The following is a 16,714-nucleotide window of genomic DNA, read 5'->3' on the forward strand; positions in this document are numbered from 1 at the left end:
AAAATTCATTAAAACGATTCCGTTTCTTATCAATTATTTTATTAAAAACCAATTTCTACACCAAATAGAACCGTTTTTTGTATTGGGAATCCACCTCTTTGATATCCATCAATTAATGGACTTGTTTGTGATGTTCTAGCTTCGATGTTAATACCTTTATAGCTATTGTTGTTCACAAATAATAAATTTTGTCCTGTTAAAGAAAATCTTAAATTAGATAATTTAAGTTTTGACGCATCAAAATTATACCCAAGAGCAACTTCTCTTAATGTAAAGTAGGTAGCATCTTCTACAGCAGCATCAGTAAATAAAGGGTTAACTCCATTTGTTAAGTAAGGTGTCTTACCATCTCCTGGATTACTAGGACTTACCCATCTATTCCCCATATAATTTGTTACTCTTTCTTTGATTTCGTTATAATTAACATCACCATTGATTAAATCTCCTCCAATAACTCCTTGTAATGTGAAATTTAAATCTAGGTTTTTGTACTTAAAGTAGTTTGTAAAACCCCAAGTCAAATCTGGATAAGGATTTCCTAAAATAACGCGGTCTTTAGTGTCGATTACTTTATCCCCGTTTACATCGACAATTTTCAATCCACCTTCTACAAGATCACCTGTTAAGGTAGAAGTTAAACCAGCAGCTTTGGCAGCATTAATATCGGCAGTACTATTCCATACACCATCTGTTTTGTAGCCAAAGAAGCTAATTAATGGTTGTCCTACGATAGCGTAGTTGTTTAATCCATTTCTACCATCAATTGTAGGTGATATTAAAGATGTTTTATCTCCTAGTTCGGTAATTTTATTTTTAGCTTGTGAAATGTTAAAGTCAGTAGTCCAAGTAAAATCTTTTGTTTTAATATTTACAGTAGATAGCTCAACTTCAAATCCTCTATTTTGTAAACTACCTGCATTTGTAATTATAGAGCTTGATCCTGTTATTAATAGCGCTGAATTTTCAAGTAATAATTTTTCAGTATTCGATTGAAAAACATCAATATTTAAGTTTACTCTACTTTTAAACATAGACAAGTCAAATCCTAAGTTGGTAGAGAACGTTCTTTCCCAAGTGATGTCTTTGTTACTGTAAACACTCGCTAAATTTGCAAGTCCAGTTGAAACAGTACCGTTTCCTATACCGCTTACATAGTTAGAACTATTTAATGTTGATTGGTATAAAAATGGTGTAATAGCATTGTTTCCAGTAGCTCCATAAGAAGCTCTAAATGCTAATCTATTGATAGCTGTAACATCTGCTAAAAAGTTTTCTTTTGATACTACCCATCCTAAAGAGACCGCTGGGAAACCTCCCCATTTGTTACCTACGTCAAATAATGAGCTTCCGTCAGTACGATAACTAGCACTAAGTAAATATTTGTTTTTGTAGGCATAATTTAATCTTCCAAGGAATGATGTTAAACCTGTAGTGATGTTTGATTGAACAGGTTGTAAAATAACTGTAGCACAGTTTAAATTACGAATGCTTTCACTTGAAAATGTAGTACCTGCAGTTACTAGTGACTTAGTATTTGTAGTTTCATAGGTAGCACCAGCTAAGGCTGTGAAATCATGATTTCCAACAGTTTTGTTGTAATTTAAAGTATTCTCAGTTAAGAAATCGTAAAAATGGGAACTTGTGTAAGTCGCATAATTTGGGTTTCCAAATCTAGCTGCATTTGTTTCACCAGTTTGTGTTCTTTCTGAATTTCTAAAGTAAATACTTTGAGTCGTTTTGAAGGACAAACCTTTAGCTACGTTAAAAGTTAATCCAGCACTTCCTTGAAAACGGAAATCATTTGTGTGATCGTCTTGCTGAGTTAAATTACGAATAGGATTTGTATTCGAGGTATTAAAAGGTCTGTTGTTTGTATTGTTAGATACTGTATAAGGGTTTCCTTGTGGATCTATACTTGAGTATGATATTCCTGAAAAATCATCATCCTCTGCAAAATCTCCTGCTTTTATGTTTCTAGTAGGGTCTTGTGCGTTAATGTAATTGGCAGTTTTTTGAGTATGATAAACTGGCATAAAACTTGGGAACCTAGCAAAATCTATAAAGTTAGCAGCAGGCTTTTCAGTTTGAGTATTCGAAGGATTCAAATTAACGTTTAATTTAATTTTATCTGTTAATTGAGAATCAAATTTAAATCTGAAATTTAATTTTTGGTAATTACTTTTCAACATCAAACCTTGATCATTCTGATATCCTGTTGAGATGTAGAAGCTATTTTTCTTACTACCACCAGACACATTGAATTGTAAATCTTGGTAAAAGGCAGTTCTTAATGCTTCATCTTGCCAATCTGTTCCTTTACCATCTAAAAGTTCTTTTTCGATAGCATATTGAGATTGAAATTTACCCAAAGATCCAATAGTATTTGCAAGAGTAGTTCCTCCAGTCCATAATGGATCGTTAATACGTAAAGCAGATTCAGGATATAATAAATTTACATATTCTGTTGTGCTCATAACATCATAAGTTTTAGAAGCGCTTTTGATACCTGTTGTGTTACTAAATTTAAATTTAGTTTTACCTTCCTTACCTTTTTTTGTTGTAATTAAGATTACTCCTCCTGCACCTCTAGATCCGTAAATAGCAGCAGATGCAGCATCTTTTAAAACCTCAACCGATTCTACATCAGCGTTGTTTACAGATCCCATTCCGTCAGCCATAGGTTGTCCATCTACCACGATTAGTGGTCCAGAACCAGCATTAACAGAACTAATACCTCTAATGTTTATTTGAGAAGTAGCTCCTGCTTCTGATGATATGTTTTGTACTCTAACACCCGCAATTTTTCCTTGAATTGCTTGATCTAAACGTGATACTGGTGCATTCTCAATTTTATCGCTCTTCAATTTAGCTACAGATCCTGTAACGCTGGAACGTTTTTGTGTTCCGTATCCTACTACAACTATTTCGTTAAGGACATTGTTAGATTCCTGTAATGAAACATTAATGACTGTGTTTTTACCCACTAGAACTGATTTTGTATCAAATCCTAAATAAGAAAAGCTTAGTGCTGACTTTGCACTATTTGCTACTACTGAATATTTCCCGTCCAAATCAGTTACGATACTATTGCCATCGACAGAAACAGTGGCATTGGGAATAGCTTGACCAGTATTATCAACAACTTTTCCTGATATTTTAATTTTATCAGTCTGAGCATTCATAATAGATGAGAAAACCAGGAGAAACATTAAAATCGTTTTTTTCATAATTTAATCCTTTTTGTTAGTTTTTTTTGTTTGAAATAGCCTTTCAATTTTTATTGCTACATCGATTGAGTATGTTTAAAATATTGAGTCTTGATTTTAATTAAAACTAAACAACCAAACTGGTTAACCAATCAGCAAAGCAAACTTAACTTTTTTTTAACCAATAAAAAATAGGAAAGGATAGAAAAATTTAAAAAAATGAAATAAAAAACACAATTCGTTATTATTATTAAATTCCATTACATAATTGTATTTAAAATACGGATTTTATTGATTTTAATTTATGTATAGAAGCGTTTTACATGCTGTAAAAGGCTCTGTAATTGACAGTAATATAGGAAATAGACTGTTAATTAAATTATTTATCTTAAAAATTACTAAAATTTTGAAATCTGGTAAACCAGTTGATGAAAAAGCGATTTTAAATTAGCCAGACTTTAGAAATGAAAAACATTCTTAAACCTTTTATAGTCTACGATGAGTTGCTTTCTACGTCTATTTCTAAAAAGCTCATTTTTTATGCTAAAAGAGCAATTTTTTACTCGTTTTTTTTTAATTATTGGTTTTTTAATCCCATTATTTTGAATAAACAGCAAAAATATTTTTTTTAACAAAAAAATAATACATATATTTGGTGAATCAGATTGGTAAACCAGATTGGTGCGTCAATTTTCAGGATTCAATATTATTTAATTACTAACCAATAAAATATTACTTCTAAATGAAATGCGAAATTTAATTTAAAAGGATTGTTTAATCCTTTAGTTAACTAATTTAATCACAAACAAATTGACCATGAATTTAAAAATTAAACTAACATTAATGCTACTATTGATATTCAATGTATCATTATTTGCACAAGACGGATATAAAATATCTGGTACGGTATCAGATGAGGGAAAAATGCCAATTCCTGGTGCCAACGTAATTGTTGCCAAAACGACAAATGGAGTGGTAACTGACTTCGATGGAAATTTCCAATTGGAAGTTAAGCGTGGAGATGTACTCCAATTTTCGTATTTAGGTTATGTAAAGCAATCTATTACTATAACAAATCAAAAGACACTTAATATAATTATGGTTGAGAATGAAAGTCAACTTGACGAGGTTGTCGTTGTTGGTTATGGTTCTCGAAAAAAGAGTGATATCACTGGAGCTGTATCTTCGATTAAGGCCGAAGAAATAAATGCATTTCCTGTAGCAGACGCAGCTCAAGCTCTTCAAGGACGTGCAGCTGGTGTAGTTGTTCAATCTAATAATGGTGGTGAGCCAGGAGCGCCTATCGCTATAAAAATTAGAGGTAACACTTCTATTGGTGCAAGCAGTTCTCCTCTTATTGTGGTAGATGGTTTTGTGGGAGCGACTATGCCACAGGCTAGTGATATTGAATCTATTGAGGTTTTAAAAGATGCCTCGGCAACTGCTATCTATGGTTCTAGAGGTTCTAATGGGGTGGTTATGGTTACTACTAAAAAAGGTAGAAATGGAAAATTAACTGTTGAAATGAATAGTACCTATGCTACTCAAAATACTGCAAACAGAATAGACTTATTAAATGCAGATGATTTTGCGACTTATCAAAATAGGATAATTACGAATGGTGGTGGTAGTACTCCATATGTTCAAGGAACTGCAAATACAGATTGGCAGGACTTAATTTATAGAGGTGGTAGTACAGCGAATCATCAACTTTCTTTTTCTGGAGGTTCCGATAAAATTAATTTTTATGCTTCTGGTAATTATTTTAAACAAGATGGTATTATAATTAATTCTGATTTTGAAAAAGCAACGTTCTTAACAAACGTAGATGCACAAGTGACTGATAAATTAAAATTAGGGCTTAATCTTTTTGGAAGTAGAGCAATTAAAAATGGAGTTGCTACCCAATCAAACGGTTCAGTTTCTGGAGGTGGAGATGATGTGATCACATTAGCAATGAGAATGGCGCCAGATAAACCAATAAGAGAGGCAGACGGAAGTTTTTCTACAAATGATAAAATAGGGGACGAAGTTGATAACCCGTACGCTGTTGCAACGGAGAGAATAGACAATACTAAAACGGATAACTTTAGAGCAAATTTTTATGCCAACTATGATATTATAGAGGGACTAGCTTTTAAAACTACTTTTGGTTTAAGTAATGAAAATAGAACTAGAGGAATTTTTCTTCCATCAACATTAATAAAATCAGGTTCCGGTGGAGGAAGAGCTACAATCGAAAATTACCGAAATTCAAATATTTTGAGTGAAAATTATTTGACTTATAAAAGAGAAATAGGTAAAGGAGATTTAACGCTATTGGCAGGGTATTCTTATCAAAAAAATGTAACAGAAAGATTTTCTGCTGGGGCGAGTGGTTTTCTTTCCGATAGTTTTTTTTTTACAATCTAGGAAATGGAGCAACTTATTTACAACCAAGTTCTTCTTTAAGTGAGTGGGAAATTCTATCTCAATTTGCTAGAGCAAATTATGATTATAATGATAAATATTTATTAACTGCTACGGTAAGAAGAGATGGTGCATCAAATTTTGCAGCCAATAATAAGTATGCTATTTTTCCTTCAGGTGCAATAGGTTGGAAAGTATCAAAAGAAGACTTTTTGAAAGATAATGAAACTATTTCCAACTTAAAATTAAGAGCAAGTTATGGTGTTACGGGTAACCCATCAATTGCCCCGTACCAATCCTTAGCAAGTTATTCAAGTATTTATGCTTCTAGTAATGGACAAACTGTAAATACTATTACGCCATACCAACCGGCTAATCCAGACTTGAAATGGGAATCTTCATACCAAACAAATTTTGGTGTAGATTTAGGGTTGCTAAATAACAAGGTATCGCTTTCGTTAGACTATTATAACATTGATACTAAAGACTTAATTTTAGAAAATACGGGTTTACCTCAAACTTTAGGTTACCTTAATGATAAAATTTTAGCTAATCTAGGAGAGATTAATAATAAAGGATTTGAAATTACTTTGAACACTAAAAATATTACTAATAACAATTTTAGTTGGACTACGGATTTTAATTTGTCTTCTAATAAAAACAAAGTAGTAAAATTAGTAAAAGGTATTGATTTGTTTGATAATGCCGCTCCAAGTTATATGTCAGGTACTATTAGTAACACTTCTATTTTAAGAGTAGGTGAAGAAGTTGGACTTTTTTGGGGATATGAATATAAAGGGGTTTATCAAGGAGGTGCTTTACCTGCAGGAACACTTACTTTACCAGGTGGTGTAGCAGGAGATCCATTATTTGCAGATACTGATGGTAATACTAAACTTGAAGCAGCGGATAAAACGATAATAGGTAATCCTAATGCAGATTATACTTTTGGTATAACTAACAACTTTAGCTACAAAAATTTTGATTTGAACATCTTTTTCCAAGGTTCTCAAGGTGGAGATATTTTTAATATGACTAATGTACAGTTGTTTAATGGTGATTCAAATACGACTCAAGACTTTTTTAATAATGCTTGGACTCCTACCAATACCGACACAAACACACCTCGTGTTGGAAATAATAGTAATAGAGAGATATCTTCTCGTTTTGTAGAAGATGGTAGCTATATTAGATTGAAAAACATAGCGATAGGGTATAATTTTCCATCGACAATTATTGAAAGTTTAGGTGTAGAAAACCTAAGATTGACGGTAAGCGCGCAAAATTTATTGACTTTTACAAAGTATTCTGGTTTAGATCCTGAGGTGAATTATTTTGGAAGAAGTGGTGATAATAGCAGATCGTCTAATACCGTTCAAGGGTTTGATTTTGGAAATTATCCAACAGTTAGATCTGTAAATATTAGTCTTAATTTGAAATTTTAATCAAATAATTAAAAATATACAATATGAAAACATATAAATATTTAATCCTGCTATTGGTAGGTTTATCAATCGTCGGATGCTCAAATTTAGAAGAAGAGCCTGTAGGTTTGTTGTCACCGGAAGGTTTTTTTAGCACTCCAAAAGATATACAAACAGCAGTGAATGCTACTTATGGGCACATGATTAACGAACAGTTTTGGGGAAGAAAACAAGCCATAGCATTAATGTTACGTTCTGATATGGTGGGTCTTGCATCTACAGAAACAGAAAGAATGGAGATGAACAATCTTACTACTTTGACTGATAATAAAATGATTGACAACTTTTGGCCAAGATCGTATCAAGCAATTGCTGCTTGTAACGAGGCTATTGCAGGTGCTACGCATGTAGATGTAGCTGATGCGGTTAAAAATCCAATTACGGCACAAGCTCATTTTTTAAGAGCGTTTATGTATTTTCATCTAGTAAGACAGTTTGGAGCTGTTCCTTATATGGATAGTCCAGCAATACCAGCATCGGCAACTATAAGTAGAGCACCAGCAGCACAAGTGTATGATAATATTATCGCTGATTTGGAATATGCAATAACTTGGTTACCCAATACAACTACATCAAGAGCAATACCTTCAAAAGCAGCAGCACATTCTTATCTGGCTTTAGTGTATTTAACAATGGCAGGGAATACAGATAATGCTGTGCTTTTAGGAAAAGCATTCAGTGAAGCTAAACATGTGATTGATAATAAAGCACTTTATAACTTAGATTTAGATGGAGATTTTCAAAATTTATTTAATGCCAATAAAATCGATGCTTCTAAAGAACCAATATTTGCATTAGATTATAATAATTTTGAGGGGTCTGACAATGGTTATGATCAATTGGCCCCAATAACGGGTATTAGAGGAGACGATAGAAATCAAGGTGGAGGTTGGTCTGTTGCTGTTCCAGCTCTTAAAGTATATACAACTTGGAATGCAAACGATTATAGAAGAGCAGTAAGTATGTCTGATGGAGCATCAATTAATGGGACGTTAGTGCCTTATACTAACTTTACGATAAGTGGCCATAAGTTTGCTAAAAATCAACCTTATATCGCTAAATACGATCGTTATCCAGGAGCATTTGCTCGTATAAATGCTAGAGCAACAAGTCATAACTATTCTATGATTCGCTATGCAGAGGTATTATTAATTGCTGCCGAAGCATCTATAACAACTAATAATGCATTAGCACGTACTTATATCAATGAGGTAAGAGCTAGAGCTAGAAAAGGTGGTGCAACTCAGAAAGGTGGTGTTGAAGTTACAGTTGGTGCAAATGCTTTACCGGCAGACCTTACTGGAGCAGTTACTGTTGCAGATGTATTAGAAGAGCGTAGATTAGAGCTTGCTTTTGAAGGTATAAGATGGTATGACATTGTTAGAAGAAAAATGGGCGGTGCGCCATATAACGTATTTAGTGCTTCTGGATTAGAAGGTGCTAAAGCAGGTTTTACTGATGATGATTATTTACTACCAATACTTGCAAATGAGATAACAAGAAATCCTAACTTATTGCCTCAGAATCCTGGATACTAGGGTTGAAATAATTTTTAAAAATTTAGTTTTCTTTGGGTTTATTGTATTAAATCAGAGCTAAATGTTTGTAATGAACAAATAGTTCTTTAATAGAAACTAGTACAAAATAGGGGTTGTTAAAAATAATCCCCAAAAATAGAATTAGTTGATTAGTTTTGTTTTTAGTAGATATACCGACTTGAATTTTAGGTCGGTATATTTTTTTTGATATGTAGGTAAAGTTTTAAAAAGGTCGCTTCTTAACAGTTAAAATAACCATGACGACTATCCAGTACTAAATTTTGCTAAATCAATACTGTAGCTCATTTTAAGCAGGCTCTATGCCTCTGTGAAACATCAGAGGTTTGAATGATATGACTTCGTAAAATCAAGTCGGCTAAAAAGTTTGTTCGGATCTAATATTGACAAGCTCTATTAACAGGATTGTTGATAAAAGCTAAAAGTAAAAGAATAGGTTTTAATAACGGTAAGTTATAGAATGAAAAAAGAATAGCCACTAATTATCCCGGGTTTGAGGTAATTAGTGGCTATTTTATATTAAACCGCTAAAGGAGTTAAAATGGTGTGTTGCTATTTAAAGTCATATTCTACCGATTCTCCCGGCTTAAGCAACGCCTTTTTAGTTGTTTTTTTAGTTGTAAATGTCATTTGCAATTCATTCTTACTTAACGATTGAATTGTCAGTTTGTTTTTGTCGAGCTTTATAAAGACATCCCCTTCTTCAGAAAAACTAATTTGAATACCGTTTAGTCGTAGCTTTTTAACTGAGAAAAACACCGAAATATTTTCTTTAGATAATGAATTTACTTGCGCCCCTTCACTAGTCCATTTTGAACTATTTACTTCCCATCCTTTTATTTTTAGGTTGCTAATCTCTTCATCTATTCTATCTTCAAATTTCTTAAAAGGAACAATTGCGGTTATAAAACTATATGCCGAATTATTGTTCTTAGAAACCACAGCCCATTCTTTACCTCTTGCTCCTGAAGTTAACACTGAGTCAGTAGCTGTCAATTGGTAGATATCACTTCCGGAACCATCGTTAAAAGAGGAACGAAGCAATTTAGGTGCGAGTTCTTTGCTATAATGACCTTGCCAAACTTGTTTGTAGGTATGCGGTTTGTCTGCTGTGAAGTTGTCTTTCACAATCCAAAAATCATCTTTTAAATAAATAACTTGTCTCGAATAATTGACTCCAATGTTTTCAAACCCATCATGACTTCCTATAAAAAGATCTAAATCTTTGTTGGTTTTCCAAGCAATCGTTTTAGGGTGTGGTAAGGTTTTAAATTTACCAAAACCACTTCCTCCTTGATTGCCTCCATACTCTTTTCCTTGTAGTTCATTATCAACCAAAGCCACGTTTTTAACCATAGAATTTTTGAAAAATTCATAATCTTTAAGTGAATAGCGTACTTGATAATTGGGTAAAATAACCTGTCCGTTAGCCATCGCCTGAATTCCAAGCATATCACCATGCTGATGATCTGGTTTGTCAGGATCTAGTCCGTTAGAAATAGCCATCATTTTATCGTCTTTGTTCCAGCCTTGGCGCATAATGTAATAGCCAGTTTCGGGAAAATCTACAGAGGTAAATTGAGGGGTTTTCTTTTCGAGATTACTTAGCATTTTTAATTGCGCATCATTCAAAAACCAAAACATATCCGATTCCACATGATTATTAGCAAAATAACCCATTTCAGGATCTGAGAAGAGTAAATAACCCAATGTTAATGCTCCTGAGATATCATTTTTTTCTGCCCAAGGTTCGTTTGTGTCATCAGAAAAAACGGGTGCTGATTTATCTGGAAATCCAATTTTAGTTAAGGTGGTAAACAGCGATTTTAGTTTGTTTTCCCAAACTTCGCCTACTTTTATATTGCTGTTTTTTGCTAATTGATACACATAATAGTAGGTGTCAATATCGCTAATGTGATAATGTACCGTGCGCTCAAACTGAAATCCGTCTGCATTGATTTCTTTAGATAAATGCTGTTCTAAAATAGTCATAGCACGCTCGTTCCATTTATCAGAATCTTTAAAATCCTTAAATAAAATGGAAAGCATTGCTAAGGCAGACATGCCTCGTGTTTGATGATTTCCTGGAACAAACTCGGTATTACTTTCGTAAAGATTAGAAGCATGCTGTAGTAAGGTCGCAATGGTAGTTAATTGATCTTCGTCAGAATACTCTTTTTCTCCCAAGAACATATTGTGAATCTCTAACCAGTTCAGTATTCGATAACCAGATCGAAAGGCTTCATAGGTTCCATTACCATCTTCTATGGTTTCATATTTATTGGCTTCTAAAGCTGTATTAAGTGATTTTAGCTGGTTTTTAAAGTAGCTTAAATACGCTGGATTTTTATTTTGATAATTGTAGTACATAGCAACATCCACCATTTTGTGTTGGCGTGCTAAGTGGCGCATAGCATAGGCGTTTACTGCTTCGCCATTTTGGTATGTATAGGGCAGTTTCCAGTGGGCAACGGCAGGATACTTACCCATATGATCTAAAGCGCGTTCAATATGTCCATTTTTAGCGTCAGGATAAGAAGATTCGTAGGCTTTGAAACGGGCGTCATTATTTTTCCAATTGTAAAAATATCGTTCCGAAAATTTGTCTCTAAAATACTGTGCTAGTTTAGCATCAGTTACTGCGTTTACACCACCAAGTACTTGTTGTACATCGGGTTTTAAATAGTCAACTAATTTATTGTTAGCAATGACTTTTTCAGCAGCAATATTTTGGGCATAACTACTCATAGAAATGACACAGCTTAAAGCAATGAGGCTATTTTTTAAGTATTTCATAACTAGAATCATTAGTACATCAACTTCATTTCTAGATTTTGAACAATCTCAAATTTCCCTGAATTGGTAATTGTATTGTTTACGGGTTCTTGTCCTTTTTCTCCCCATAATACCGCAATTGTTTTTACAGGGTTATTTGTAAAAGTATTGTTCGAAATTTCCACAAATACAACCCCTCTATTTTTAATTAAAATGTGTTCTGGTTGTGCTTTTCCACAATTTGTAAAAGTGTTTCCTTGAAGTTTTAGGTTTCCACCAATGGTTGATTCGTCATAACCACCACGGTAATAATCTAAAACTAATCCTTGAATGTTATCAAATTTAGTGTTGGTAAAAGTTACAAATTCGGCATTGTAATCTCCACCGTCATTCGTTTCTTTATTTAGAAGAAAACCATTTTCACAATCTGTAATCACTGAATTGTTAACTAAAATAGTATCTGAAAATGATCCTTTTGATACTTCTAAAACATTTTTAAAGTTAGAAATGGCTGTATTTTCGATACGTAAATCATAAGCTTTACTCATGTTTTTGTCTAAAGTTGTAAAGGCATTTTGCGACTTATTCCCCATAAGGATAATGTCTTTTAGAATTAAATTTCCTTTAGGTAGCATTTCAAAAGCCGTTTTTGCGGAAGTAAATACTAGTTTAGATCTCTTTTTAGCATCGCTAGAAGTAATGGTAATTTCTTTGTCAATAAGAAGCGCTTCGTTAACTTTAAAAGTGCCGCTTTTCAATACAATAATATCTCCAGAAACTGCTTTTTTAAGTTGGTTTACAAGTTCTGTTGAACTAGAGACGCTTATCTTGTTTGCTGCAGCTTTAGGCTTTTCAACTAAAAACCAGTTGGTTCCGTATTTGCTTTTATCGACTAAAATAGGGTTTGCTTTAATTGGATTTACAATTGCACCAACGCTGTTGTTAGCTGCAGTTCTATCGTTTCCAAAGAAATCTTTATTAATTGTTTCAAAGTCAAATCCTGCATAAACATCTGGATTGTTTTCTTTCAATACAAATAAATCGGTTGCTGCTTTAGTAACTGCAAAATCTTTACTGATTAATCCTGCGGGCTTAACTTCACTTTTATTTTCGTTGTTAATGAAGTTGTTTTTAAAATTAACACCATCAACTTTATCATAGTTTACGATAGGGTTTGTATCTGGAGTTTCATTGTAAATTAAGTTGTTTGCTACTACTACGCGCTCAGGACGTGCAGAACGAATTTCAGATTTAGGCAATACTTCTTTTTGACTTACATTAGAACCTACGCTAAATTGCCAAGGTGATTTACAGTCAATAAAAGAATTGTGGGCTACAACAACATCTGTAACTTGGTTGTAGCGATTTAAAGATGATTTTGGAATCCCGTTCATAACTGCAATAGCACTTCTGAATGAATTTCCGTTTATTTTGTAGAAATAGTTGTTTGTTATCCAATGTCCTGTATTTACGACGCGAATACCTCCCATTTGGTCAGAATTATCATTTCCTATGAAAACGTTTCCGTCAATTTTAGCATAATTTCCGTGTCTTAAAACTAAAGACCCTTCACTTTCAAAAAACACATTATTCTTGAATTCGTTAAAGTTAGATTTGCTCGAAATAATTTCTACTTCACCATTGCAACGGTCAAATAAGTTGTTGTAAACGTTCGTGTAGGAAGGCGTCATTGAAGTTTCACTATCGCCTATTTGAATCGTTTCTCCATGTGGTCCTCCTTTACGAGGTCTTGGTCCAAAGTGGTTGTTTATTATTTGGTGGTAGTTATTAACATGTTCGTTACCATCAAGGAATACTCGTACTGTTGGTCCAAAATTAGATTTTCCTGTAATATAATTATTGCTTAGCTCATTGTGTCTACCCCAAAATTCTACCCAATGGTCGCTTACATCTCTGTCAGGTTGAGTGAATTCTTCAATAACACATTGCGTGACTTTGCAATTGTTAGCAATAGAATCATTGTTGATTTTAAATTGAATCACGGCATTAGAAGGTGTATATCCATTTTTGAAATATAAATCTCTTACTTCTAAATAGCTACCTGCTAATTTTAAGTTAGAAACTCCTTCGATGAAAACTTTTCCTGGAGTTTCGGCTCTCAAAACGATAGGGTTTTCCTTTGTTCCTTTTCCGTAAAATTTAATTTCAGCATCTTTCCAAATACCGTTAGCTAAAATGATGTTGTCACCAGCAGTGCTGTTTTTTATAGCATTCTGAAGCTCGGTTAGATTCTTTACTTTGATGTTGTTTTTTGGTTTCAAGTTGTTTGCTACAGCTATTTCTTTACAAGAAACAAGTAAAATTAGCAGACTTAAAATGGATACGATTCTTTTCATTATCAATTAATTTTCAAAATTATTTTTAGTTTTTATTTTAGCTATTAGGCTTCTTTCCATAGTTTTTGTACGCTCTTTAAATCTCTTTTTATCGCATCAAAAACTATTTTTTTATCTACCGTAATTTTTTGCTTCCCTTGTTCTGCCCCTCCTAAATCATATTCAATATGTAGGGATACAGGCGGTTTTAATTTATAGTGTTTTAATAATTTAAAATATTTATCGAAGTCTACCATTCCTTCGCCAACGGGTACATTGATTGCTTCCCATTTCCCGTTAACTTTTCCCCATTTAAAATCTTTTAGAACAATAGTTTTAATGTTGGGCTCTAAAAGTTGAAGACCGTTTTGCCAAGAATTCCCTCCTTCTACCATCGCATGTCTAATGTCATACTGCGAGCCAAAATATTTTGGATCTACGGTTTCAATAATTTTTTTGACTTCCCAAAAAGAACTTCCCACAACGGTACCATCAACATTTTGATAGCAACCTATGAGTCCTAATTCTTTGTTTAGCATGCCTAATTTTCTTATTTCCTCTTGATAGTAAAGTAAAGCATCTTCCATAGACTGCCCTTCTTTGTATTTATACCAATTGGGACGATAGTAGGTGATTTTATTTGCAGCAGCAGTTTGAAGGATGTCTATGTCCAGCGGATTATTTGTACTTTCAATAGCTGTGGTAATCATGGTGCAGTTAATACCACTTTTTCTAATTGCGTTTACTGCTATTGGTAAGTCGGTTTTTACGTTTTCTGGAAGCACATGGCCTCCTGGACGTACTGTGAGATCGACGCCAGAAAAACCCATTTCGGCAGCGATTTCACCAGTCGTTTTGTAATCTAAAAACTGAAGATGTTTAGAAAAAATATTTACATCTAAGATATCGCTATATTCTTCGTCAAATAAATTTGAAAAAGGAAAAGAAGCAAATGGCATTAAGCCAGCGACAAAAGCTGTTTTTGATATAAATTCTCTTCTTGTTGTCATAGTTTTTTTAAAATTAAACCGACATTAATCTATTAGTCAACGATTTATATTGGTGAATCAATTGGAATGATTCTTCTAAGGTAAAAATCGTTTAAATAATAGTATAAATCAGCAAATTGAGCAATACAAAAAACTGGGTAACCAATTTGGTTTTCCAAATATATGTATATAATTTAATTAAACAAGTGAATAAAATAGAAATTAAAAAAAATGGAGTTAATATAATAAGAATCTTGAATTAGTAAAAAGATACACAGAGAATCGTGGAGAATGCGGAAAAGGTAAGCATAGAGTTTTGCAAAGTAGTTTTTGAAATCCACAGCAATCAGTTTGATTCACGTTCTAATTTTAGGTAAACAAATAAACATAGCGTTTCTGAGCGTGAATTGAGCACGTCTTTGCGAAATAACTATTATTATGGTATTACACAGAGATGCGCTAATCGAAAAAGAGCGACATAAATAGTTATTTCCCCAAAACTTTGTCTGATAAGTCTCAAACATTTCCTTAAATTTGCTTTCTTTATAGAGATAAAAACCCAAGAGTTATAAAATTCAAGCTATGTTACAAATTGCATTTATTAGAGAGAATCAAGAGAAAGTAATCCAAGCTTTGGCAAAAAGAAATATGGATGCCAAAAGTGTTGTGGAAGATGTCGTAAAACTAGACGAACAACGTCGTGCTACGCAAGTAGAGTTAGACGGAATTTTAGCTGAATCTAATAAACTGTCCAAAGACATAGGCGAATTGATGAAAAACGGTGAGAAATCAAAAGCCGCTATTCTGAAAGAAAAAACGGTTTTAAACAAAGAGAAAAGTAAGAAGTTATCAGAAATCGCAGATGCACTTGCTGCTGAACTTACCGAGAAACTATATACTTTACCTAATCTTCCAGCTGATATTGTACCGGTAGGGAAAACGCCTGAGGAAAATTTAAACGTTTTTGAAGCGGGTGAAGTTCCTGTTTTACACGAAGGTGCGCAACCACATTGGGAATTAGTGAAGAAATACGATATTATTGATTTCGAGTTAGGAAATAAAATCGCCGGAGCAGGATTTCCGGTTTATAAAGGAAAAGGCGCAAGATTGCAACGTGCGTTAATCAATTATTTCTTAGATAAAAATACTGCAGCGGGATACAATGAGGTTCAAGTACCTCATATGGTAAACGAAGCATCTGCTTATGGAACCGGACAATTGCCGGACAAAGAAGGACAGATGTACCACGATGCAACTGATAATTTATATTTAATTCCTACGGCTGAGGTTCCAGTAACAAATATGTTTAGAGATGTAATCTTAAACGAAAATGAGTTGCCTGTTCTAACTACAGCTTACACACCATGTTTCCGTCGTGAAGCAGGTTCTTATGGAGCGCATGTACGCGGATTAAATCGTTTGCATCAATTTGATAAAGTAGAAATCGTACGCGTGGAGCATCCTGATAAATCATATGAAGCTTTAGACGGAATGGTTGAACATATAAAAGACATTCTTAACGAATTGAAGTTACCATATAGAATCTTACGCCTTTGTGGTGGAGACATGGGATTCACATCGGCATTGACTTATGATTTTGAAGTGTTTTCTACAGCACAAGACCGTTGGTTAGAAATTTCATCTGTATCTAATTTTGAAACTTTTCAAGCCAATCGTTTAAAATTGCGTTTCAAAGATAAAGACGGTAAAAACCAATTGGCACATACCTTAAACGGAAGTTCATTGGCTTTGCCAAGAGTTTTGGCAGGAATCCTTGAAAATTACCAGACAGCAGAAGGAATCGTAATTCCAGAGGTTTTACGTCCATACTGCGGATTTGATATTATAGATTAATTATAGGCAGTTTTTATTGACCATAAATTCGCAAATTGTATGTTTTATTTAAAATAATTTGCGAATTTTCGGTTAACTCAGCTTTGTGATGGAAATGTTTGTTGC

At 33.5% G+C, this 16,714-nt stretch carries 8 protein-coding genes; 4 read left to right on the forward strand and 4 right to left on the reverse strand.

The window, feature by feature from the left end; translation table 11 throughout:
* Positions 1–41: 41 nt before the first annotated feature.
* Entirely contained in the window at positions 42–3,227 is a 3,186-nt protein-coding gene (locus QO200_RS11160; RefSeq protein ID WP_371539869.1) for a SusC/RagA family TonB-linked outer membrane protein, read from the reverse strand.
* A 795-nt stretch (positions 3,228–4,022) separates the two neighbouring features.
* Between QO200_RS11160 and QO200_RS11165 the strand changes: the two genes are divergently transcribed.
* The 3 genes from QO200_RS11165 to QO200_RS11175 are packed head-to-tail and all read left to right on the forward strand — an operon-like array spanning position 4,023 to position 8,637.
* A complete protein-coding gene (locus QO200_RS11165) occupies positions 4,023–5,618 on the forward strand; it encodes a SusC/RagA family TonB-linked outer membrane protein (RefSeq protein WP_371539872.1) in 1,596 nt (531 codons plus the stop codon).
* Between the two features lie 50 nt (positions 5,619–5,668).
* Complete coding sequence (locus tag QO200_RS11170; protein WP_371540043.1) at positions 5,669–7,060, forward strand: SusC/RagA family TonB-linked outer membrane protein; 1,392 nt, start codon at positions 5,669–5,671, stop codon at positions 7,058–7,060.
* Between the two features lie 23 nt (positions 7,061–7,083).
* On the forward strand, positions 7,084–8,637 hold the full coding sequence (locus QO200_RS11175; RefSeq protein WP_371539875.1) for a RagB/SusD family nutrient uptake outer membrane protein: 1,554 nt from the start codon (positions 7,084–7,086) through the stop codon (positions 8,635–8,637).
* Between the two features lie 570 nt (positions 8,638–9,207).
* On the opposite strand, the gene QO200_RS11180 is transcribed toward QO200_RS11175, so the two are convergent.
* Genes QO200_RS11180 through QO200_RS11190 form a run of 3 tightly spaced genes read right to left on the reverse strand, consistent with a single transcriptional unit; the run spans position 9,208 to position 14,776 of the window.
* A complete protein-coding gene (locus QO200_RS11180) occupies positions 9,208–11,451 on the reverse strand; it encodes a heparinase II/III family protein (protein WP_371539878.1) in 2,244 nt (747 codons plus the stop codon).
* An 11-nt stretch (positions 11,452–11,462) separates the two neighbouring features.
* A complete protein-coding gene (locus tag QO200_RS11185; protein WP_371539883.1) occupies positions 11,463–13,787 on the reverse strand; it encodes a chondroitinase-B domain-containing protein in 2,325 nt (774 codons plus the stop codon).
* Positions 13,788–13,831: 44 nt separating this feature from the next.
* A complete protein-coding gene (locus QO200_RS11190; RefSeq protein ID WP_371539886.1) occupies positions 13,832–14,776 on the reverse strand; it encodes a sugar phosphate isomerase/epimerase family protein in 945 nt (314 codons plus the stop codon).
* A gap of 561 nt (positions 14,777–15,337) precedes the next feature.
* Between QO200_RS11190 and serS the strand changes: the two genes are divergently transcribed.
* The gene (serS, locus tag QO200_RS11195) at positions 15,338–16,609 is read left to right on the forward strand and encodes a serine--tRNA ligase (RefSeq protein WP_371539889.1); all 1,272 of its coding nucleotides are present in this window, start codon (positions 15,338–15,340) and stop codon (positions 16,607–16,609) included.
* Positions 16,610–16,714: the final 105 nt, after the last annotated feature.

The sequence above is a fragment of the Flavobacterium sp. Arc3 genome, from assembly GCF_041431375.1.
Lineage (GTDB): Bacteria > Bacteroidota > Bacteroidia > Flavobacteriales > Flavobacteriaceae > Flavobacterium.

What these genes read in the sequence shown, in the direction of transcription:
- QO200_RS11160 (WP_371539869.1), bottom strand. Translation starts at nt 3,227, where the DNA reads ATGAAAAAAACGATTTTAATGTTTCTCCTGGTTTTCTCATCTATTATG.
- QO200_RS11165 (WP_371539872.1), top strand. Translation starts at nt 4,023, where the DNA reads ATGAATTTAAAAATTAAACTAACATTAATGCTACTATTGATATTCAAT.
- QO200_RS11175 (WP_371539875.1), top strand. Translation starts at nt 7,084, where the DNA reads ATGAAAACATATAAATATTTAATCCTGCTATTGGTAGGTTTATCAATC.
- QO200_RS11180 (WP_371539878.1), bottom strand. Translation starts at nt 11,451, where the DNA reads ATGAAATACTTAAAAAATAGCCTCATTGCTTTAAGCTGTGTCATTTCT.
- QO200_RS11185 (WP_371539883.1), bottom strand. Translation starts at nt 13,787, where the DNA reads ATGAAAAGAATCGTATCCATTTTAAGTCTGCTAATTTTACTTGTTTCT.
- QO200_RS11190 (WP_371539886.1), bottom strand. Translation starts at nt 14,776, where the DNA reads ATGACAACAAGAAGAGAATTTATATCAAAAACAGCTTTTGTCGCTGGC.
- serS (WP_371539889.1), top strand. Translation starts at nt 15,338, where the DNA reads ATGTTACAAATTGCATTTATTAGAGAGAATCAAGAGAAAGTAATCCAA.